Raw genomic sequence first — 19,857 nt, 5'->3', positions numbered from 1 at the left:
GGGAGAAGTGCGGCGCCGTCGCACTGGCGACACGCCGCTTGGCGGCAGGCTGAGACACGACGCTAACCAGGACCCATGGAGGGGTCGCCAGGCCAAGGGATCGGTCCAGTCGGAAGTCGGAACGCCGAACCGACCGCGCCAAGGTGGCACCGCGCGCCAGGGATGGCGCGCCCGCGGGGCCGCCGCGGCAGCGGCGGGGCCGCGGAGCCGCGTCCGGACCTGCGCCGGACGCGAGCGAGTCCTGGCGACCCACGGAGGGGTCGCCAGGACCCGTCATTGCGCCATCCGAATCGACTCGATGCTGTCCGAGGACAGGGCCAGCACCCGGGTACGGCCGTCGGGCTGGCGGATCTCGATGCGCACCAGGGGACCCTGGGTGCCGAGCAGGGTGCCGACGTAGCCGATCCCCTGGCGGGTGCGCACGCTGATCCGGGCACCTGCCAGGTCGTCGAGCTCGTCGAAGGACAACTCATCGGCTGCGCCGGCCTCGACGCGCACGCGCACCGCCTCCGACGCCGTTTCCGGGCGTCCCAGGGCCGCCGCATCCCGCCGCTCCGCCTCGTCGTCGAGGAAGCTGGCCGCCACCTGGGTGACCGCGCCCTGATCGTGCCGCAGCATGGCGTTGAACATGCGCAGCTGGTCGGCGCGGCGATAGTGACGGTAGTCGGCCAGCGGCACCGCGCTGCTCGGTGTGGCGAGCAGCTCCAGGCGACCGCCGCTCTGCGCGAAACCGGCATAGACGCCGATCGCGGCGTCGTCGGGAAAGACCCCCTGGGTCTCGAAATGGTCGCGGACGGCGGCGAGGTGCCTGGCCTGGAAGTCGGCCGGGCTGATGCCCAGGAGGCGCGCGCAATAGGCGTTGCGCTGGGCGACCATGCCGCGGTCGTCGATACGTACGCGCAGGCGCTCGATCGTCGACGGCGGCGCCACCATGCGGGTGGATACCAGGCCGGCCGCCTCCAGCTCGAATTCGATGCGCACCAGCGGATGCATGTCCCAGGCGAGTTCGACCTGCCCTCTGCCGGCACCGTCGGTCGCGCCGCGGCGCATCCGGAACTCGACGTCGGCCTCGGTCTGCAGCCAGCCGAGCTCGCCGTAGTCGACACCGGTGAACAGGCCGTCGTCGCGACAGCCGGTCGCCTCGAACGGCAGCAGGTGGCCCCAGCGCGACGCGCCCGAACGCAACATGCGCTCGAGCTCCGGACCCAGGCGCAGTCGCCTGACCACCAGGCGCACGTCCTCCGGCAGGCCTTCGTCGCCCCGGAACAGCCTGAGCAGTCCGGTGAGGCTGCCGCCACCCAGCTCGACCGCGGCAGCCGTGGCCGTGCTGCCCGGGGCGCCATGCGGTGCCAGGCGGACGTTGCGCAGGCCGGCGCGCCCGGTCAGCCACGCGTAGCTGGAGCTCCAGGTCAGCTCGGCGACCGGCTGCAGGGCCCGCGCCGTGCTCGCGGCCCAGCGCGACACCTGCCACCACAGCAACGCCTGCGCCAGCAGGACCAGGACCAGCACACCCAGCAGGCCTCTAAGCAGCAAGCGCACCATGATTCTTCTCCTCTCCCCCGCCCTCTCGCGGACTCAGCCGCCAGCCGGTGCGTCGTCCCCGCCGCGTATGCGCGGCAACCATTGCGCGAGCCGGTCCAGCCTCGCTTCGGCCTCGTCGAGTTGCAGCAGCACCTGCCGGTCCGCCGGGGCCAGCGGCAGGATCTCGGCCAGCCGCCACGCCACCCATGCGGCATCGTCCAGCAGGGTGGCATCGTCGGGCAAGTCGTCGAAGCGCTCCAGCAGGTCGCGCAGCACGGTCGCCAGCAGGCCGTGCTGCGCCGGCACCGGGCCGCCGCCGGGCTCCGCGTCGAGCCAGCGCACCTGGGCGACCAGCAGGCCATTATCGCGCGCGTGCACGGAATCGACGTGGAAGCGCCGCTCGCCGACGGCGGTGATGCCGAGCAGGCCGTCCTCGCGGGTGAAGAAATCGGTGATCCGGGCACTGGTGCCGATCGCCGCGGGCGTCGCCGGCTCGCCCGCCTCGCGCCCGGCCAGGATCAGGCAGACGCCGAACGACGAGCCGTCGCGCGCACAGTCCCGGACCAGGTCCAGATAACGGCGCTCGAAGATGCGCAGCTGCAGCGGGCCGCCGGGAAAGAGCACGGTGCCCAGCGGAAACAGCGGCAGGCGGTTCACGGCGACATCGCCGCAAGGACCCTGAGGAACCGGCCCTGGACGCCGTCGAAACCGCCATTCGACATGAACACGACGCGATCGCCCGGTCGCACTTGTGCCGCGAGCCGCTCGACCAGCGCATCGGCGCTGTCCACCACTTCGCCACGACCGTCCAGGCCGGCCAGCACCGGCCCGGTGTCCCAGGCCAGGCCTGGGCGGGCCAGGAACACGACGCGATCGGCGTCGGCCAGCGACGGCGCCAGCGCCGCGGCGTGGGCGCCCAGGCGCATGGAATTGCTGCGCGGCTCGAGGGCAACCAGGATCCGCCCGCCGGGCCGCGCGCGCAGGCCCGCCAGGGTGGTGGCGATCGCGGTCGGGTGGTGGGCGAAGTCGTCGTAGACCTCGACCGGTGCGGCGCTGGCCAGGCGTTCCATGCGCCGTCGCGGCGGCGCGAACCCCGGCAGCGCCGCCAGCGCCTGCGCCGGCGGTGCCCCAGCCGCCTCGGCTGCCGCCAGGGCCGCCAGGGCATTGAGCACGCTGTGCCGGCCGAGCAGCGACCAGCGCACCTCGCCCAGCAGGCTGCCGTGCCGGCGCACTTCGAAGGCCGAGCCGTCCGCGGCCAGCAGCCTGGCCTGCCAGTCCCCGGTATCCAGGCCGAAGGTCTGCACCGGGGTCCAGCAACCACGCGCCAGCACGCGCCCCAGCGCCTGGTCCGCCGCATTGACCACCAGAAGACCATTGCCGGGCACGGTGCGCACCAGGTGGTGGAACTGGGTCTCGATCGCGGCCAGGTCAGAATAGATGTCCGCGTGGTCGTACTCGAGGTTGTTGAGCACCGCCACGGTCGGCCGGTAGTGCACGAACTTGGCGCGCTTGTCGAAGAACGCGGTGTCGTATTCGTCGGCCTCGACGATGAACGGGGCGCCGGGGGCGCCGGCGCGCGCCGACACCCCGAAGTTGAGCGGCACGCCGCCGACCAGGAAACCAGGTTCCTGGCCGGCCTGGTCGAGCAACCAGGCCAGCAGGCTGGTGGTCGTGGTCTTGCCGTGGGTGCCGGCCACCGCCACCGTGCGACGACCGGCCAGCACCTGCTCGGCCAGCCACTGGGCCCCGGAGGTGTAGGGCAAACCCGCCGCCAGGACATGCTCGACCGCCGGGTTGCCGCGGCTCAGCGCGTTTCCGATCACCACCAGTCCGGTGTCGTCGGCCAGGTCCCCGGCCTCATAGCCTTCCCGCACGCGCACGCCAAGGGCCGCGAGCTGGTCGCTCATCGGCGGGTAGACCCCGGCGTCGCTGCCCTCGACCCGGTCGCCGCGGGCGCGCGCCAATGCCGCCACCCCGGCCATGAAGGTGCCGCAGACGCCCAGGATGTGCAGGTTCACGGTGCCGGACCGGCGACCAGTCCGAGCAGCAGCCGCTGCAGGACCAGCTCGGCGATGAAGGTGGCCAGGGCGATCAGGACGCCCGACGGCAACGGCACCTCCATGGCATGGCGCCAGATGTGGCCGGCCACCACCAGGCGCCAGCCGGCCAGAAGCACGATCGCCCAGCCCAGCAGCGGCGGAATGCTGGCCGGATTGGCCGGATCGATCGGGCCCATCGCCAGCATCAGCGGAAGGGCCAGCAGGGCGAACACCAGGCCGGTCCCGGTCAGGGCCAGGGCGGTCTGCCAGAAGCGCGCCTGCAATCCGCGCATGCGCAGGACGCCCCACGGAATCGCCAGGGCAAGCAGGCCAGACAGCACCAGCGCGGGTCCGAGGTTGGCGGCGACGCCCAGGGCGCGGCTGCTCCACGACTCCAGAAACAGCACCGCCAGCACCAGGGCCACGACCAGGGGCGGCGCATGCGGCAGGTCCTGCGGGCCGCGGCGCAGGGACAGCAGGTCGAGGAACAAGGCGATCAGGCGGGCGGGCATGGAGGTGGCGCTACGGATTAACTGCACCGGCATCGGGCGATGCCGGACCGGACCCTCGCCGGGGCCGGCTCAGGCCGGCGCCAGTGCCGCCAGCGCGGCGCGCAGCCGCGCCTGGACCTGGTCCACCGAGCCGGTGCCGTCCAGTTCGGTGAGCTGGCCGCGGCGGCGGTAGAAATCGGCGACCGGCGCGGTCTGCTCGGCGTAGACACGCAGGCGGGCGCGCACGGTCTCGGGATCGTCGTCCTTGCGCCCTTCCGCGGCGGCCCGGCCGGCCAGGCGGTCGACGATCTGTTCGTGCGGAACCTCCAGCAGCAGGGCACCGTCGAGTGGCTGGCCGATGCGCGCCAGCATGGCATCCAGGGCGTTGGCCTGCACCAGGTTGCGCGGATAGCCGTCCAGGATGAAGCCGGCGGCGGCATCGGGCTGGCCGAAGCGGTCCGCCAGCAGGTCCAGCATCAGGTCGTCGGAGACCAGCTGGCCGGCATCCATCACCGCCTTGACCTGCAGACCCAGCGGGCTGCCCGCGCGCACCGCGGCGCGCAGCAGGTCGCCCGTGGAGATGTGCGGCACGCCCAGGTGGTCTTTCAGGACCGCAGCCTGGGTGCCCTTGCCGGAACCGGGCGGCCCGAACAGAACGATGCGCATGGGGGAAGAGTCCTGCCGGCGCGCCACGGGCGCGCTTAGAATGGGGAAAGTCGCGGCAAACCTAGCGCCGCGCCATCAGGCAAGTCAAATAACATGGCCAAGGGCAACCTGCTGTACGCGCAGTCCGGCGGCGTCACCGCCGTCATCAATGCCACTGCCGGCGCCATCATCGAGGCCGCCCGCAGGCAGCGCCGCCGGATCGGCACCGTGCTGGCGGCCCGGGACGGCATCCTGGGCGCACTGCGCGAACAACTCTACGATCTCGGCGGCGAGGACCTCCGCGAGGTGCGGGCGCTGGCCCACACTCCCGGCGGGGCGTTCGGCTCGTGCCGATGGAAGCTGCCCAAGCTGGAAGCGGACCGTCGCCCCTACGAGCGTCTGATCGAGGTGTTCCGGGCCCACGACATCCACTGGTTCCTCTACAACGGCGGCGGCGATTCCGCCGACACGGCGCTGAAGCTCTCGCAGATCGGCGCCGAGCTGGGCTATCCGCTGACCTGCGTGGCGGTGCCCAAGACTATCGACAACGACCTGCCGGTCACCGACTGCTCGCCGGGCTTCGGCTCGGCCGCGAAGTACACCGCGGTGTCGGTCGCCGAAGCCAGCCTGGACGTCGCCTCGATGGCCTCCACGTCGACGCGGGTGTTCGTCTACGAAGCCATGGGTCGGCATGCCGGCTGGCTGGCCGCCGCCGCCGGGCTGGCCGCCCGGCGGCCCGGCGACGCCCCGCACCTGATCCTGTTGCCCGAAGTGCCGTTCGACGAGGCGAGGTTCCTGGCGGCGGTGCGGCAGACCGTGGAGCGCGTCGGCTGGTGCACGGTGGTGGTGTCCGAGGGCGTGCGCACGCCCGACGGCCGTTTCCTGGCCGAGGCCGGCACCCGGGACGCCTTCGGCCACGCCCAGCTCGGCGGAGCCGCACCGGCCATCGCCCGGCTGGTCACCGCCGCGCTGGGCTACAAGCATCACTGGGCGGTGCCGGACTACCTGCAGCGCTCCGCCCGACACGTCGCCTCCGCCACCGACCTGGCCCAGGCCCGGGCCGTCGGCGAGGCCGCCGTGGACTACGCCCTGGCCGGCCGCAACGCCGTGATGCCGGCGATCCGGCGCTTGTCCGACAGCCCCTACCGCTGGGACATCGTGCCGGCGCCGCTGGAGCGCATCGCCAACCGGGAGAAGATGCTGCCGAAATCCTTCATCCGCCGCGACGGCTTCGGGATCACCGCCGCCGCCCGCCGGTACCTGGCCCCGCTGATCGTGGGCGAGGCCCCCACCCCCTGGCGGGACGGACTGCCCGAGATCGCGCAGCTGAAGCTCCGGATGGCGCGGCGCCGGCTGCCCGACTGGCCGCACTGAGTCCGGCCGGGCCTGGCCGGGGCGCGGCGCCGCCGCGTGGCGGTCGTGCCGAGCTGAACGGTGGCTATACTCCCCGGGCCCCAACACGCTTACCCCCAGGGAGGGACGATGGACGTTCTGAGTCAATACGGGATGTGGCTGGCGCTCGGCTGTGCCGCGCTGGCCATTCTCTATGGTGTCTTCTCGGCGCAGTGGATCCTGCGCCAGGGCACCGGCAACGCGCGCATGCAGCAGATCGCCGCGGCCATCCAGGAGGGCGCCAGCGCCTACCTGCGCCGCCAGTACACCACCATCGCGGTGGTCGGCGTGGTGCTGTTCCTGGTCATCGGCTTCGTGCCGCAGCTGGGCTGGCTGACCGCGACCGGCTTCGCGATCGGCGCGATCCTGTCCGGCGCCGCCGGCTTCATCGGCATGTTCGTGTCGGTGCGCGCCAACGTGCGCACCACCCAGGCCGCCACGGTCGGCCTCAACGAGGCGCTGGCGGTCAGCTTCCGCGGCGGTGCGGTGACCGGCCTGCTGGTGGTCGGCCTGGGCCTGCTCGGCGTCGCCGGCTACTTCATGTACGTGATCGGCGCCGGCCGCCAGGCCGGCGACGTCAACGCCGCGCTGCAGCCGATGATCGGACTGGCGTTCGGCTCGTCGCTGATCTCGATCTTCGCGCGCCTGGGCGGCGGCATCTTCACCAAGGGCGCCGACGTCGGCGCCGACCTGGTCGGCAAGGTCGAGGCCGGCATCCCCGAGGACGACCCGCGCAACCCGGCGGTGATCGCCGACAACGTCGGCGACAACGTCGGCGACTGCGCGGGCATGGCCGCCGACCTGTTCGAGACCTATGCGGTCACCATCATCGCCTCGATGCTGATCGCCGGCATCTACTTCACCGAATCCGCCACTGGCGCCGGCTACGGCTGGGCCGGCGTGATGTTCCCGCTGGTGCTGGGCGCCGCGGCGATCGTCGCCTCGGTGATCGGCACCTTCTTCGTCAAGGTGCGCCCGGGCGGCAAGATCATGAACGCCCTGTACCGCGGGCTCGCCGTGTCCGGCGTGCTGGCCGGCATCGCCTTCTTCTTCATCGCGCGGGAGATGTTCCCGGCCGCGCAGGCGATGGCGCTGTTCTGGTGCGCGGTGATCGGCCTGGTGCTGACCGCGGCGCTGGTGGTGATCACCGAGTACTACACCGCCACCGAGTACAAGCCGGTGCAGGACGTCGCGCTGGCGTCCGAGACCGGCCACGGCACCAACGTGATCGCCGGCCTGGCGGTGTCGATGAAGTCGACCGCGGCGCCGGTGATCGCGGTGGCCGCCTCGATCTGGGGCTGCTACGAGCTGGCCGGCCTGTACGGCCTGGCGATCGCCGCGACCTCGATGCTGTCGATGGCCGGCATGATCGTCGCCCTCGACGCCTACGGCCCGATCACCGACAACGCCGGCGGCATCGCCGAGATGAGCGGACTGGACCCGGAGATCCGCAAGACCACCGATGCCCTGGACGCGGTCGGCAACACCACCAAGGCGGTCACCAAGGGCTACGCGATCGGTTCGGCCGGCCTGGCCGCGCTGGTGCTGTTCGCCGACTACGCGCACAAGCTGTCGGAGACCGGCACCACCACCAACTTCTCGATCGACAACCCGCTGGTGGTGATCGGCCTGCTGATCGGCGGCATGATCCCCTACCTGTTCGGCGCGCTGGCCATGCAGGCCGTGGGTCGTGCCGCCGGCGCCGTGGTCACCGAGGTCCGTCGCCAGTTCCGGCAGATCGCCGGGATCATGGAAGGCACCGGCAAGCCCGAGTACGACAAGGCGGTCGACCTGCTGACCCGCGCGGCGATCAAGGAGATGATCATCCCCTCGATGCTGCCGCTGGCGATCCCGATCCTGGTCGGCCTGATCCTGGGCCCGGCGGCACTGGGTGGCCTGCTGATGGGCACCATCGTCACCGGCTTGTTCCTGGCGATCTCGATGTGCACCGGCGGCGGCGCCTGGGACAACGCCAAGAAGTACATCGAGGAAGGCCACCACGGCGGCAAGGGCAGCGAGGCCCACAAGGCCGCGGTGACCGGCGACACCGTCGGCGACCCGTACAAGGACACCGCCGGCCCGGCGGTGAACCCGCTGATCAAGGTGACCAACATCGTCGCCCTGCTGCTCGTGCCCCTGCTGTAACGGCCGCAGCCAGCCGCACCCCACCGACCCCGGCCTCGCGCCGGGGTCGGTTCGTTCAGGCAGCGGATTCGTCCGTCCCGTTGCGGTCGATGACCAAGGCGCGGGCTTCTGCTACATTTGGAAGACGGCCCGGCAAACACCCCGGCGCACACCGGGTCCATGCGAGTTATCGCGCCCTCGCCACTCCGGCACAGGCCATGACTGCCCCCGCGCTCTGGCTGACGCCGGCTTATCGTGGAGGTCGAAGTCATGCTGCGTTCCCCACTGATCCTGATCCTGACAATTGCCCTGTTCGGGCTGCCCACACCGGCTTCCGCCACCGGAGCGCCCGCCGCACCGGAGATACCGGTATGGCTGCGCGCCGTGCTGGAGACCAAGGCCTTCACGCACCACCACCCGGATGTCCGCAACCAGCAGCGTGGACTGGGCTACTACCGGCAGCACCGCTACGAACAGGCCCTGACCTCGTTCCGCCGTGGTGCCCACTTCGCCGACAAGGCCTCGCAGGCCATGCTGGCGCAGATGCACTGGCGCGGCCAGGGCACCCAGACCGACCGCGCCCTGGCTTACGCCTGGATGGACCTGGCGTCCGAGCGCGGCTATCCGGTCTTCCTGGTCGAGCGGGAAAAGTACTGGGCGGAACTCTCGGCGGCCGAGCAGGCACGCGCCATCCAGGTCGGCCAGGACCTGTACGCGCACTTCGGCGACGAAGTCGCCAAGCCCCGGCTGGAACGGGTGATGCGCGTCGGCCTGTGGCGCAGCATGACCGGCAGCCGGACCGGCTACGACTCCGGCGCCCGAATCCTCGGGCTCCGTGCCGATGGCCTCCTGGACCTCAAGTCGGAGACAATGTCGAGCCGCCGTGCCGACGTCTACGACGCCCGTTACTGGCACCCGGACAGCTACTGGGCGCTGCAGGACAGGATCGGCTTCGGGGAGCAGACCGGCGAGGTGATCGTGCATCCGCTGCGGCCCGACAACGGCGCCGGCGACGACGACTGAGCCGGCCAGCCATGCCGGGCGCCCAGGGGTGTGGTTCCGTCTATGCGCGCCGCACCGACAGCGGGTAGGCGGGTGGCGGATGCAGCACACGGGTGGCCCCAGGGTCCGCTGCGGCCCCCACCGGCCCGGAGAGCCTGGCCCCATCGTTGCAAGTCCGTCGCGACAGCGCCACCCGTTTTGCGTTCCGGGCTGCTCCTCGACCCGACGCTTCGACCTGATTGGCTCGCTGCCGGGCGGCGTGTAGCCGGTGCGACGGCACCGCACTTCTCCCCTCCCCCGCCTGCGGGGGAGGGGCGGGGGAGAGGGCCGCCCCAGCCAGCGCACGCCGCTGGGCCGGCAACGATGCAGATCATGGCAAGCCCCGGCCCTACCCGGGAACCTATTTTAAATCAGTGCGTTAGCTGCGCATTTTTTGGGGCACAAAGCGCCCCGGCGGTCGACAGCCCGGCCCGGTTCGGGGTCACAAGCCGGCAGCGCGGCGAGCTGCAGAGGTCTCTCCCCCGGCCCCTCTCCCAAGGGAGAGGGGGGGCACAGCGCGCTGCGCTCGCCGAACACCGGGTCCTGACCCTGGGTACCCGATCCTGAGTTGAGACACGACGCTAATCAGGACCCTGCGAGGGCTGTCCGGTCCGACTGCCGAGACCGAACCGCCCGAGGCGCCCGAGGCGCTCTGGATGCCGGGCTGGCTGCGTTCCAGGCTGGATTCCGACGCCCGGTGACGGGGCTCGTGGCCCCTCCCGCGATCGGCAGCGCGGTGTCTGGCCCGGGCTTCGGGCGCCGGGGCAACGGCTGCGCATGCCGCACCGCACAACAGCTCGTGCGACGCACGGGGAACCCCAATCGTCCTCATGGCATCCAACCGTGGCGCAGTCCGCGCCGATCACAGCACCACCGGAGGCTTCCCATGCGTGCGCTCGTTTCGCTCCCGCGCCGGCTTCCCATGCCGGCACTTCTGTTCTGCCTCATCCTGGCGGCGCCTGGCGTGGTTGCCCTGAATGCGCCTGCGATGCCCCAACCGGTGCCGCAGCACATTCTCGACAGCCCGGGATTCCTGACCTACCACCCCGACATCCGACACCAGCAGGAGGGCCTGGCGCGACTGCAACAGGGTCGCAACCAGGCGGCAATGGATTCCTTCGTGAGGGCCGCACGGCATGCCGACAAGCTGTCGCAGGCGATGATCGCCCGCATGTACTGGCAAGGCGTCGGTGTCTGGTCCGACCGCGCCACCGCCTACGCCTGGATGGATATCGCGGCCGAACGTGGCTTCGTTCCGCTGCTGGCCGAGCGCGAGGCGATGTGGGCCGCCCTGGACGAGGAGGAGCAGGCCCGTGCCATCACGATCGGACGCGGCCTGTACGCAGAGTTTGGCGACCAGTACGCGCAGCCGCGCATGGAACAGGTGCTGCGCGCAGGCATCCGGCGCAGCGTGACCGGCAGCCGCACCGGCTGGAACACCGGCGTCAGGCAGCTCGAGCCGAATGCCGACGGCCTCTTCGATTTCAAGCGCGGCGCTTCCGGCCGGATCGACGTCCTCGACCCGCGCTGGTGGGACCCGGCTCGCTACTGGCACCTCCAGGACGAACGTTGGGCGCAGGTCGGGTTTGCGGCTCGGGACTGAGTTCACCGCGCTACACCTGGCGCCCCGGGTACCGGGCGCTGTCGACAGCCAACTGCAAGCCCGACTGCTGCAACGCCGGTGCCGATTGGCACCGGTTCGGCAGGTGCGCGGACCACGCCGTGGCTGGCTCCGGTCGGTTGCGGCCCTGCCCGGCACGCCGGGCAAGGCCGGGACGCAGCACCTTGTGCGCCGACCGATCGGCAATCGGGGGCGCGCCTATACTGCGCCCCATGGCCAAGCTGTACTTCTACTTTTCGGCGATGAACGCCGGCAAGAGCACCACCCTGCTGCAGAGCGCGCACAACTATCGGGAACGCGGCATGCGCACCCTGATCCTGACCCCGCGTCTGGACGATCGTGCCGGCGTCGGGGTGGTGCGCTCGCGGATCGGCCTGCGTGCCCAGGCGCTGGCATTCGGCGCCGGGGACGACCTCGAGGGCCTGGTCGCTGACAACATCGCGGCGCAGGGCGAACTGCACTGCGTGCTGGTCGACGAGGCCCAGTTCCTGAGCCGCGAGCAGGTCTGGCAGCTGACCGAGGTGGTCGATCGCCTGCGCGTCCCGGTGCTGGCCTACGGCCTGCGCACCGACTTCCGCGGCGAGCTGTTCGAGGGCAGCCGCCACCTGCTGGCCTGGGCGGACGAGCTGAACGAGATCAAGACCATCTGCCACAGCGGCAGCAAGGCCACCATGGTGGTCCGGATCGACGCCGCCGGGCGGGCGACCACCGAGGGTGCCCAGGTGGAGATCGGCGGCAACGAGCGCTACGTCTCGGTCAGCCGCGCGGAGTTCAAGCGCCTGGTGCGGGGCGAGACGACGGTTCCCGCCGGGCAACCCAGCCTGCCACTGGAGGCGCCGGGGGAGTCCGGCTGAATCGGGACGGACAGTCCGAACCAGGGTCGGATGGGGCGACGGCCAGCGGCTGCCGCGCGGCGCGCGGCGCGCGGCGCGCGGGATCGCATCACCTCACCCGGTCCGTCGGCGGGACCAGGCGAACCATCGGCCCCGCAGGCCGACCTGCACCTGGCCCGTGGCCGGCAACGGACGATCTGGCCAGGCGCCCAGGAACGATGCGCAGTCGCTGTCCAGCGGCGATCGACGCGCTGAGGATCCCGCCCAGCAGGTGCTTGCCGGCGCTCTCGGCAGAGGAGCAGCGGCGGGTGCGCCGGCTGCCGGTGAACGGGCCGACTTCCAGCCCGCCCGGGTCGGCAGCCGATGATCCGGCTCAGGGTGGGCAGCGTCGCGCCAGCGCCTCCAGCCTGGCCTGCTCGCCGGCGCCCAGGGGCGATTCCAGCTCGTCCGCGGCCGCCCGCGCAGCCGGGCAGTCGCCGGCCGCGGCAAGCGACTCGACCAGCGACCAGTACGAGCGACGGCGCCGCGGATGTCCTTCGGGCAACGCGGCCGCGGCGATCGCCACCGATCGCCGGGCATGTTCCAGCGCCGCGTCGAGATCGCCCAGAGCGCGCTCGGCGTCGCTGCGCCCGGCCAGCACCGCGGCATGGTCGGGGTGCTCCGCGCCGAGCGCGGCGACCGTGATGTCGGCCGCGCGCCTGAACCCGTCCGCCGCTGCCCGCGCCCGCCCCTGCTCGAGTTCGATGAAGGCCAGCCCGGTCAGGGCCACGGCGTGCAGGTGGTGGCTCTCGCCGACGCTGTCCAGCACCAGGGCAAGCGCGCGACGCTGGACCTGCTCCGCCGCGACCAGGTCGCCGCGCTGGCGCAGCATCGACGCCTGGTTGTTGAGCAGGGTGGCGACCGTCGGATGGCCGGCCCCCAGTACCGAGCCGGCGATGCGCGCCGCCTCGTCCATGCGGGCCACGGCGGACTCCAGGTCGCCGCGCTCCTGTGCCATCACGGCCAGCGCATTCAGTGCCGCCACCTGCTCCGGATGACCCTCGGGGAACAGGCCCGCAAGGACCTCGGCGGCACGCGTGTGCAGGCGCTCGGCGACCTCGCGATTGCCGCGCCGGCGCTCGGCGATGCCGAGGTTGAGCAGGCTGGATGCGGTGTCGACATGGCGCTCCCCCAGGAGCCTGCCGCGGGTCGCAAGCGCCGCTTCGAGCAGGGCCGCGGCCTCCTCGGCCTGGCCACGCTGCAGGGCGATCACGCCCAGGTCGTGCTCGCTGGTGGCGACCAGGGTGTGCATCTCGCCCAGCCGTCGCTGGCGCAGCGCCAGGGCCCGGGCCATCGCCACGGCCGCCGCTTCCAGCTCGCCCTGACCGAAGGCGATCTGGCCCAGCACGGCCTGCGCTCGTGCCTCCTGCAGGACGTCGCCTTCCTGCAGCGAGCCGTGCAGGGCGATCGCCTCGCGGGCGTGGCCCAGTGCCTGATCGCGGTGATCGCGCGCCACCTCGATCTCGGCCATCAACAGCAGGCCGTCGATGCGATCCGACACGCGCCCGCCGTCCGGCGGCAGCCGGGCGAGGACCGCATCGACGGCCTCCGCCGCCTGGTCGTAACGCCCTTCCGCGAGGGCCAGCCGGCCCAGTTCCAGACCCGCATCGACCGCATCGACCCCGGCACTCTCGCCGGCCTGGGCGAGCAACTCGCCGGCCTGACGATACTGGCCCAGTTCCCGATAGATGCCGGCCAGCACCAGTTGCATCTCGGCGCGCAGCGCCGGCACCGCCACCATCTCTTCGCCGATCCGCGCGGCGCCGCGGTCGAGCAGGGCCAGGGCGGTGATCTGCTGGCCGCGGGCCTGGTCCGGCGCCGCTCCGGCGAACAGGCCGACCAGGAACTCCTTGACCGCCCCGGCGCGCTGCGCCTGCTCCTGGGCATGCGCCGCGGCGGTCCGGGCCTGCGCTGCCTGACGCAGGGTCGCAGCCACCCCGGCGACGATGCTCGCCAGCAGCAGCACGGCCGCCACCACCGCCACCCGGTTGCGCCGCAGGAAGCGCCGGCTCCGATAGGCCAGGCCGTCCGGACGCGCCCGTACCGGCCGCCGCGCGAGATGGTTGCGAACGTCGTCGGCCAGTGCCTCGACCGAGGCGTAGCGGCGCTCGGGCTCCTCACGCAGCGCCATGGCGATGATGCGGTCGAGGTCGCCGGCCAGGCGCCGCCGCAAGGGCGCCAGCGCACTTGAACGCTGCGCCGCGATCTCCGCGGCGCCGGTGGCGGCGGCCAGCCGGTGCGAGGCCGGACGGGTGGTGGCGTCACCCGGGCCGGCCGGCCGCACGCCAGCCAGCAACTCGTGCAGCAGCACGCCCAGGGCGTAGACGTCCGCCGCCGTGGTCACCGGCCGGCCCAGCAACTGCTCCGGCGCCGCATAGGCGGGGGTCAGGCGGCGCTGGCCCGCCACGGTGACGGTGGCCGTCCCCTGACCATCGTCCTCGCCCTCGTCGAGCAGCCGCGCGATCCCGAAGTCCAGCAGCCGCACCCGGCCATGGCGGTCGACCAGGATGTTGCCCGGCTTGATGTCCCGGTGCACGACCAGCGCCCGGTGCGCGTGCGCCACCGCCTCGCAGACCTCCAGGAACAGGGCCAGGCGCTGGTCGACCGGCAGCCTGCGCTGGTCGCAGCTGGCGGTCAACGGCTCGCCGTCGACGAACTCCATGGCGAACCAGGGCACGCCGGCCGGGGTGACTCCGCCATCGATGAGCCGGGCGATGCAGGGGTGTTCGAGTCCTGCCAGGATGCGACGCTCGCGCGCGAACCGCTGCTGCTCCAGCGGGTCCAGCATGCCGTGACGAAGCACCTTTATCGCCGCCTGCTGGGCGAACCCGGCATCCTCGCGTTCGCCGAGGAAGACGCTGGCGCTGCCGCCTTCGCCGATCAGTCTGACCACGCGCCAGGCCCCGAGCTGACGGCCGGTCCAATCGGCGGTGTCGCCGATCGCGGCGGGCTCGACCAGCACCTTGGCCAGCGGGTCGACACCGCGATCCAGCAGGCCGGGCGCATCCGCGCCCGCGATCAGGCCGGCCAGCAGCCCGCGCAGTCCGGGATCCAGGTCCTGCGCCGCCAGCCAGCCGTCGCGCTGGTCCGGCGCCAGCGCCAGCGCGGCATCCAGCAGCGGCGACAGCGTGCGCCAGTGGCGGATCACCGCCTGCGCATCGGGCGACTTGTCCGTCATCGCCCGGTCCCGTGGCCGAACCGGCCGCGCCGGGGCGCGTCACGCTCCGCGCGCCGCCACCGCGCCGGAGCGACGACCCGCCGATCGGCGGCAGCGACGGGACCGGCGGGGTTCACGCGCGAGGCCCCTGCCGGAGGGCGGGCCACAAGACATCGCGACAGTCGCACCCGACCGCCATCGCTTCAGGCCATGACCTGGTGCAGGAAGGCGCGCGCCTTGGCCCAGTCGCGGTCCACGGTGCGCGGCGAGCGGCCGGTGACCTCGGCGGTCTCCTCGAGCGAGAGGCCGGCGAAGAAGCGCAGCTCCACAACGCGGGCCAGATCGGGCTCCAGCGCGGCGAGCCGGTTGAGCGCATCGTCCAGCGCCAGCACTTCGTCGGCGATCGCCTCGGTGCTCGGCTCGGCCAGGGTCCAGTCGACCGGCACGAGGTTGCCGCCGCGCTTCACCGCGCCGCGTCGCCGCGCATGATCGACCAGGATGTTGCGCATCACCGCCGCGGCGTACCCGAAGAAATGCGCCCGATCGCGCCAGTCGCCGGCACCGCCGGCCAGCTTCAGGTAGGCCTCGTGCACCAGCGCCGTGGTGCACAGGGTGTGGCCGGCGGCCTCGCGCGCGAGGTGGCGTCGGGCAAGCGCGCGCAGCTCGTGGTAGACGCGGGGCAGCATGACCTCGAGCGCGGCGGCATCGCCAGCGCGCGCACGCGCCAGCAGCACGGTGATGTCCTGGCCCGGTTCCAAGCCGTCACTCCGGAAGATGTCCGTGGCCAGTCTAGCCCGGATGTTTCGTGAGGTCGCGATGCGAGCCCGGCGCGGGCCCGCGCCCGCCACTGGCGCGACCTCAGCGCTGGCAGGCCGGGCAGTAGCATGAGGCGCGGTTGCCCAGGCGCACCTCGCGCAGTGCCGCGCCGCAGCGGCGGCAGGGCTCGCCGGCGCGCCCGTACACGCTCAGTTCCTGCTCGAAATAGCCCGGCGATCCGCTGGGATCGAGGAAGTCGCGCAGGGTGGTGCCGCCGCGCTGGATGGCGTAGGCGAGGATCTCCCTGATCGCCACGGCCAGGACCGCATAGCGCGCGCGGCTGACACGGCCGGCGGCACGCAGGGGATGGATGCCGGACCGGAACAGCGCCTCGGCCGCATAGATGTTGCCGACGCCGACCACCACCGCCTGGTCCATGATGAACGACTTCACGGCGACGCTGCGGCCGCGCGACGCCCGCCACAGGCGGTCGCCGTCGAAGTCGTCCGAGAGCGGCTCCGGTCCCAGGCCGGCGAGCAGGGGATGGACGGCGCCAGCCGGCTGCCAGAGCAGGCAGCCGAAGCGACGGGGATCGGTGAGACGCAGCATGCGCCCGCCGACCAGCTCGATGTCGGCATGGTCGTGCCGCCCCGGGGCCGATCCGGTCGGCAGCACCCGCAACACGCCGCTCATGCCCAGATGCAGGAGCACGCTGCCGCGTTCGGTGTCCAGCAGCAGGTACTTGGCGCGTCGGCGTACCGCCTGGAAGCGTTGTCCCGGCAGTTCATCGACGAGCGTCGTCGGTATCGGCCAGCGCAGCGCCGGCACACGCAGGACCACCCGTGCGACCCGGGCACCGGTGACATACGGCTCGACGCCGCGGCGCGTGGTCTCGACTTCCGGCAACTCGGGCATGGACGGCGATGCTGGGACCGACCCCGGTTGGGGTCAAGCCATCGGCGGACGCCCTCCAGTCGCCGGGCGTCGATGCTCAACCAAGGCCATAGAGAAACGGTCGGCATTGCGGGACCTGCGCGCGCCCGCGCTCCGGAAGCGCGTCGAGCAGGGTCGTCAGGCGCGCATCGGCACCGCCACCGTCCGCTCGCACCTGCGCGATCACGGCATCGGCTTCCGATGCGCGCCCAGCGGCACGCAACAGACAGGCCCGGTACGCGAACACCCGGCGAGCCACGCGATCCTGGCCCTCACGGCGAACGCCACCTGCCGACGTCCGCGATAGCAGCTCAGCCGCCGCCCCGGAATCCCCGCGCCGATGCTGCCGCGCCGCGGCGAGCACGATACGGCGGAGGTCGTCGTCGCTGCCGGCCAGGTTGAGCTGCTCGCCAAGGGTCGCCAGCCCCTCATCCGAGAGGCTTTCAGGCAGCGCCTCCATACCCAGGTCGTCGGCCAGGAACCCGGCGCTGACCCGCTGTCTGAAGCTTGCGCGGCTCGGAGCGTCGTGCCTTTCGGCCGCGGCCAGAAGGGCATCGAGCGCGGACCGGGCTTCGGCATCGCGACCGGACACCGCCAGGCAGCGGCCACCACTGGCATGCGCATCAAGGGTAAGCGGGTGGTCGTCGCCCAGCGTCGCGGCCCGGACCGCAAGCAGCGCGCCGAAGGTGTCGGCGCACGCCTGGATGTCGCCCTGGTGCCAGTGGACCTGGCCCAGCAGCGTGCGGGCGGCCAGCTCCTCGGCGCCATCCGGCCCCAGCAGCTCGCGGTAGGCGCCGGCGATCGCCTCCAGCTCGCCGGCGCCGGCGTCGGATGCGCCGGTCCGGAAGCGCGCCACCGCCAGGTTCATGCGCATCATCAGCGCGTCCCTGAGGCGCTCCGGCGGCGGGTCGGCCAGCGCATCGGCAATCAGTTCAAGTTCGGTCAGGGCGGCAGACCAGTCGCCCCGCATGGTGGCCACGGTCGCCATGTCGTTGCGCGTGTCGACGCGCAGCCAAGCCCCGGTCGACGGCGCAAGCCGCGCAAGCGTGCCGCGATACAGTTCGATCGCCTCGTCGTGACGACCCTGCTTGGCGACCGCGTAGGCCAGGATGTTCCGCGCTGTCGCCAGCGGCTCGGCCAGTTCGCCGGCACCGGGGTCGAGCAGCGCCAGTCCTGCACGTGCGTGGCGCTCGGTCGCCGGAAAGTCCTCCAGCAGCCGCTCCGCCTGCGCCAGGGAGAGCAAGGCCCGGCCGTGCTCCGGCGTGCCCTGAGGCAAGCTCGGCAGGACAGTGAGCAGCAGCGGGCGGGCAAGGTCGGCGCGACCCAGTCCGACGTAGCTGGCAGCCAGGACCGTGGCCAGGCTGGCGCGGGTGGCCGGGTCGTTCTCGAAGCTCCGCAGCAGGCGGTCGGCACCGGCATCGAGCACCTCGCGAAGACTCAACCGCTCACCGCGCGTCTGCGCCGGATCGGCAGCCGCGAACAGGCTGGCCAGAAAGTCGTTGGCTGCGGCCGCGGCACGCGCGGCCTGGCTGGCCCGAGCAGCCTGCATCTGGCTGAACACGAACGCCGCGGCCAGGACCAGCAGGGCCAGGCCGGCTGCAAGGGTCGCCAGGGGCTGCCTGGCCACAAGCAACATGGCGGCATGGAGCACGCTCGGCGGCGTTGCCCGCACCGGCCTCCTTGCCAGCCAGCGGCGCAGGTCGTCGGCAAGCGCTTCGGCGGTCTGATAACGGCCGGCCGGCTCTGGTGCCAGGCAACGGGAAACGACCCTTCCCAGGTCGCCCGCCAGCGCGCCATACCTGGCCGGCGGCTCGCCGCGCCCGCCTGTACGGGCGGTCCGACCGTCGCTCGAGGCGATCGGACGGGTGGACCCGGAACGATCGGGTGGTCGCCCGACCAGCAGTCGATGCAGCAACGCCCCCAACCCGTAGACGTCGGTAGCGGTGGTGACGGGTTCGCCCAGACGCTGCTCCGGCGCCGCGTAGTCGGGCGTGTGCGGCGAAAGGCCGCCCTGCGCGCTCCCCGCCTCCTCGACCAGTCCAGCGATACCGAAGTCCAGCAGACGCGGACGACCGGTTGCGTCGACAAGGACATTCCCGGGCTTGATGTCGCCGTGGACGATCAATCGTGCATGCGCGGCCTGCACTGCGTCGCACAGCTCGACCAGCAGGCCGACCCGGCCACGGACGTCGAGGCGGGCACTGTCGGCCCAGTCGGTGATGGAGCGGCCGTCGACCCGCTCCATTGCGAACCAGGGCCGTCCATCGGCATCGACTCCGCCGTCGATGAAGCGGGCGATTCCGGGATGGTGCAGGCCGGCGAGAATTCCCCGCTCACGAGCGAAGCGCGCCAGCGCATCGGCATTGCCAAGCATGCCGTGCACGCGCTTGATCGCCACATCCTGGGTGAAGCCCTGGCCAGAACGACGGGCCGCGAGAACCTCGCCCATGCCGCCGCGGCCCAGAAAGCCGGTTACCTCGAAGGGCCCGATCCGCTCACCTACCCGTGGCGCTTCCGGACCTGCGCGGAGATCCGCCTCTTCGTGCAGCAGGCGACCGGCCAGCGGCCAGACATCCTGGTCGACCAGCGGGACGCCTGCGTTCATCGTTGCCAGCAACCGGTCCAGGCGGCGGCGCAGGTTGTCGTCGCCCGCGCACGCGCTTGCCAGGAACCGCTCGCGATCGCCTTCTTCCGGATGGTCGAGGGCCTCCCTGAGCAGGGTGGCGACGCGATCCTCCGCGTTCATCGCGAAGGCGCACCCAGGGACTCGGCCAGCAACGCCCGGGCCGCCAGCCAGTCGCGGTAGACGGTACGTTCGGTGACCTCCAGGATCGCGGCAATCTCGGCGAACTCGGCGCCAGCGAACCAGCGCAGCTCGACGACCCGGGCCATCCGGGGCTGACCCACGCGCAGACGGTCAAGGGCCTGCTCCAGCGCCAGCACCTCCACCGCATCCTGGTCCAGCCCGGGATCGACGCGTTCCAGGGTCAACGCCGACTGGCCACCGCCATGGCGTGCCGCCTGCCGGCGTCGCGCGGCATCGACGAGAATCTGTCGCATGGCACGCGCGGCCAGGTTCAGGAAGTGCGCCCTGCCTTCGGCCTCGCGGCTTCCGGCGAGCTTGAGGTAGAGCTCGTGAACCAGCGCCGTGGTGTCGAGGGTGGCGCCCCCGCTGCGACGGATCTGCGTCCTCGCCAGGCGCTTGAGCTCGCCGTAAACCGCGTTGAACGCCTCGTCCATGCCCCGCCCCACCGCTGGTCGGGCG

The 19,857-nt window shown here is 72.2% G+C and carries 15 protein-coding genes; 5 read left to right on the top strand and 10 right to left on the bottom strand.

Features of this window, described 5'->3' with window-relative positions:
- Positions 1–273 precede the first annotated feature (273 nt).
- From KF823_15830 to KF823_15810, 5 genes are read right to left on the bottom strand one after another with little or no spacing between them, the layout of a single operon-like run.
- Entirely contained in the window at positions 274–1,542 is a 1,269-nt protein-coding gene (locus tag KF823_15830; protein MBX3727377.1) for a hypothetical protein, read from the bottom strand.
- Positions 1,543–1,575: 33 nt separating this feature from the next.
- On the bottom strand, positions 1,576–2,178 hold the full coding sequence (locus KF823_15825) for an LON peptidase substrate-binding domain-containing protein (protein MBX3727376.1): 603 nt from the start codon (positions 2,176–2,178) through the stop codon (positions 1,576–1,578).
- Positions 2,175–3,539, bottom strand: coding sequence for a UDP-N-acetylmuramate:L-alanyl-gamma-D-glutamyl-meso-diaminopimelate ligase (gene mpl / locus KF823_15820; protein MBX3727375.1), 1,365 nt, complete (start codon positions 3,537–3,539; stop codon positions 2,175–2,177). Before mpl ends, KF823_15825 begins: the two co-directional genes overlap by 4 nt.
- Positions 3,536–4,099 carry a hypothetical protein gene (locus tag KF823_15815; GenBank protein ID MBX3727374.1) on the bottom strand — a complete coding sequence of 188 codons (564 nt, stop codon included), beginning with the start codon at positions 4,097–4,099 and terminating at the stop codon, positions 3,536–3,538. The genes mpl and KF823_15815 overlap by 4 nt, the downstream gene beginning before the upstream one ends.
- Before the next feature lie 42 nt (positions 4,100–4,141).
- A complete protein-coding gene (locus tag KF823_15810) occupies positions 4,142–4,717 on the bottom strand; it encodes an adenylate kinase (GenBank protein MBX3727373.1) in 576 nt (191 codons plus the stop codon).
- A gap of 93 nt (positions 4,718–4,810) precedes the next feature.
- Here KF823_15810 and KF823_15805 point away from each other — a divergent pair, with 93 nt between their 5' ends.
- The 5 genes from KF823_15805 to KF823_15785 all read left to right on the top strand — a co-directional run bounded on the left by KF823_15805 (position 4,811) and on the right by KF823_15785 (position 11,728).
- The gene (locus KF823_15805; protein MBX3727372.1) at positions 4,811–6,070 is read left to right on the top strand and encodes a 6-phosphofructokinase; all 1,260 of its coding nucleotides are present in this window, start codon (positions 4,811–4,813) and stop codon (positions 6,068–6,070) included.
- 132 nt (positions 6,071–6,202) lie between these two features.
- Positions 6,203–8,233, top strand: coding sequence for a sodium-translocating pyrophosphatase (locus KF823_15800; protein ID MBX3727371.1), 2,031 nt, complete (start codon positions 6,203–6,205; stop codon positions 8,231–8,233).
- Between the two features lie 249 nt (positions 8,234–8,482).
- A complete protein-coding gene (locus KF823_15795) occupies positions 8,483–9,235 on the top strand; it encodes a sel1 repeat family protein (protein MBX3727370.1) in 753 nt (250 codons plus the stop codon).
- 940 nt (positions 9,236–10,175) lie between these two features.
- Complete coding sequence (locus KF823_15790) at positions 10,176–10,856, top strand: sel1 repeat family protein (protein ID MBX3727369.1); 681 nt, start codon at positions 10,176–10,178, stop codon at positions 10,854–10,856.
- A 230-nt stretch (positions 10,857–11,086) separates the two neighbouring features.
- The gene (locus KF823_15785) at positions 11,087–11,728 is read left to right on the top strand and encodes a thymidine kinase (GenBank protein MBX3727368.1); all 642 of its coding nucleotides are present in this window, start codon (positions 11,087–11,089) and stop codon (positions 11,726–11,728) included.
- A 352-nt stretch (positions 11,729–12,080) separates the two neighbouring features.
- Here KF823_15785 and KF823_15780 read toward each other — a convergent pair whose 3' ends face one another.
- From KF823_15780 to KF823_15760, 5 genes are all read right to left on the bottom strand, one after another.
- Positions 12,081–14,924, bottom strand: a complete 2,844-nt coding sequence (locus KF823_15780; GenBank protein ID MBX3727367.1) for a tetratricopeptide repeat protein — start codon at positions 14,922–14,924, stop codon at positions 12,081–12,083.
- Positions 14,925–15,106: 182 nt separating this feature from the next.
- The gene (locus KF823_15775; protein ID MBX3727366.1) at positions 15,107–15,661 is read right to left on the bottom strand and encodes a sigma-70 family RNA polymerase sigma factor; all 555 of its coding nucleotides are present in this window, start codon (positions 15,659–15,661) and stop codon (positions 15,107–15,109) included.
- A gap of 100 nt (positions 15,662–15,761) precedes the next feature.
- On the bottom strand, positions 15,762–16,574 hold the full coding sequence (mutM, locus tag KF823_15770) for a bifunctional DNA-formamidopyrimidine glycosylase/DNA-(apurinic or apyrimidinic site) lyase (protein ID MBX3727365.1): 813 nt from the start codon (positions 16,572–16,574) through the stop codon (positions 15,762–15,764).
- Between the two features lie 76 nt (positions 16,575–16,650).
- The gene (locus KF823_15765) at positions 16,651–19,338 is read right to left on the bottom strand and encodes a serine/threonine protein kinase (GenBank protein MBX3727364.1); all 2,688 of its coding nucleotides are present in this window, start codon (positions 19,336–19,338) and stop codon (positions 16,651–16,653) included.
- Positions 19,335–19,832: a sigma-70 family RNA polymerase sigma factor gene (locus tag KF823_15760; protein ID MBX3727363.1), complete on the bottom strand. Its 498-nt coding sequence runs from the start codon at positions 19,830–19,832 to the stop codon at positions 19,335–19,337. Before KF823_15760 ends, KF823_15765 begins: the two co-directional genes overlap by 4 nt.
- Between the last annotated feature and the right edge of the window lie 25 nt (positions 19,833–19,857).

The sequence above is a fragment of the Lysobacterales bacterium genome (assembly GCA_019634735.1).
Taxonomy (GTDB): Bacteria; Pseudomonadota; Gammaproteobacteria; order Xanthomonadales; family UBA2363; genus Pseudofulvimonas.
Note: the sequence above shows the minus strand (reverse complement) of the source record. Positions and strands in the feature narration are given on the sequence as shown.

Bases quoted from the DNA above. Each gene is read 5' to 3' on its own strand.
- KF823_15830 (MBX3727377.1), bottom strand. From the start codon at position 1,542: ATGGTGCGCTTGCTGCTTAGAGGCCTGCTGGGTGTGCTGGTCCTGGTC.
- KF823_15810 (MBX3727373.1), bottom strand. From the start codon at position 4,717: ATGCGCATCGTTCTGTTCGGGCCGCCCGGTTCCGGCAAGGGCACCCAG.
- KF823_15805 (MBX3727372.1), top strand. From the start codon at position 4,811: ATGGCCAAGGGCAACCTGCTGTACGCGCAGTCCGGCGGCGTCACCGCC.
- KF823_15800 (MBX3727371.1), top strand. From the start codon at position 6,203: ATGTGGCTGGCGCTCGGCTGTGCCGCGCTGGCCATTCTCTATGGTGTC.
- KF823_15795 (MBX3727370.1), top strand. From the start codon at position 8,483: ATGCTGCGTTCCCCACTGATCCTGATCCTGACAATTGCCCTGTTCGGG.
- KF823_15790 (MBX3727369.1), top strand. From the start codon at position 10,176: ATGCCGGCACTTCTGTTCTGCCTCATCCTGGCGGCGCCTGGCGTGGTT.
- KF823_15785 (MBX3727368.1), top strand. From the start codon at position 11,087: ATGGCCAAGCTGTACTTCTACTTTTCGGCGATGAACGCCGGCAAGAGC.
- KF823_15780 (MBX3727367.1), bottom strand. From the start codon at position 14,924: ATGACGGACAAGTCGCCCGATGCGCAGGCGGTGATCCGCCACTGGCGC.
- mutM (MBX3727365.1), bottom strand. From the start codon at position 16,574: ATGCCCGAGTTGCCGGAAGTCGAGACCACGCGCCGCGGCGTCGAGCCG.
- KF823_15765 (MBX3727364.1), bottom strand. From the start codon at position 19,338: ATGAACGCGGAGGATCGCGTCGCCACCCTGCTCAGGGAGGCCCTCGAC.
- KF823_15760 (MBX3727363.1), bottom strand. From the start codon at position 19,832: ATGGACGAGGCGTTCAACGCGGTTTACGGCGAGCTCAAGCGCCTGGCG.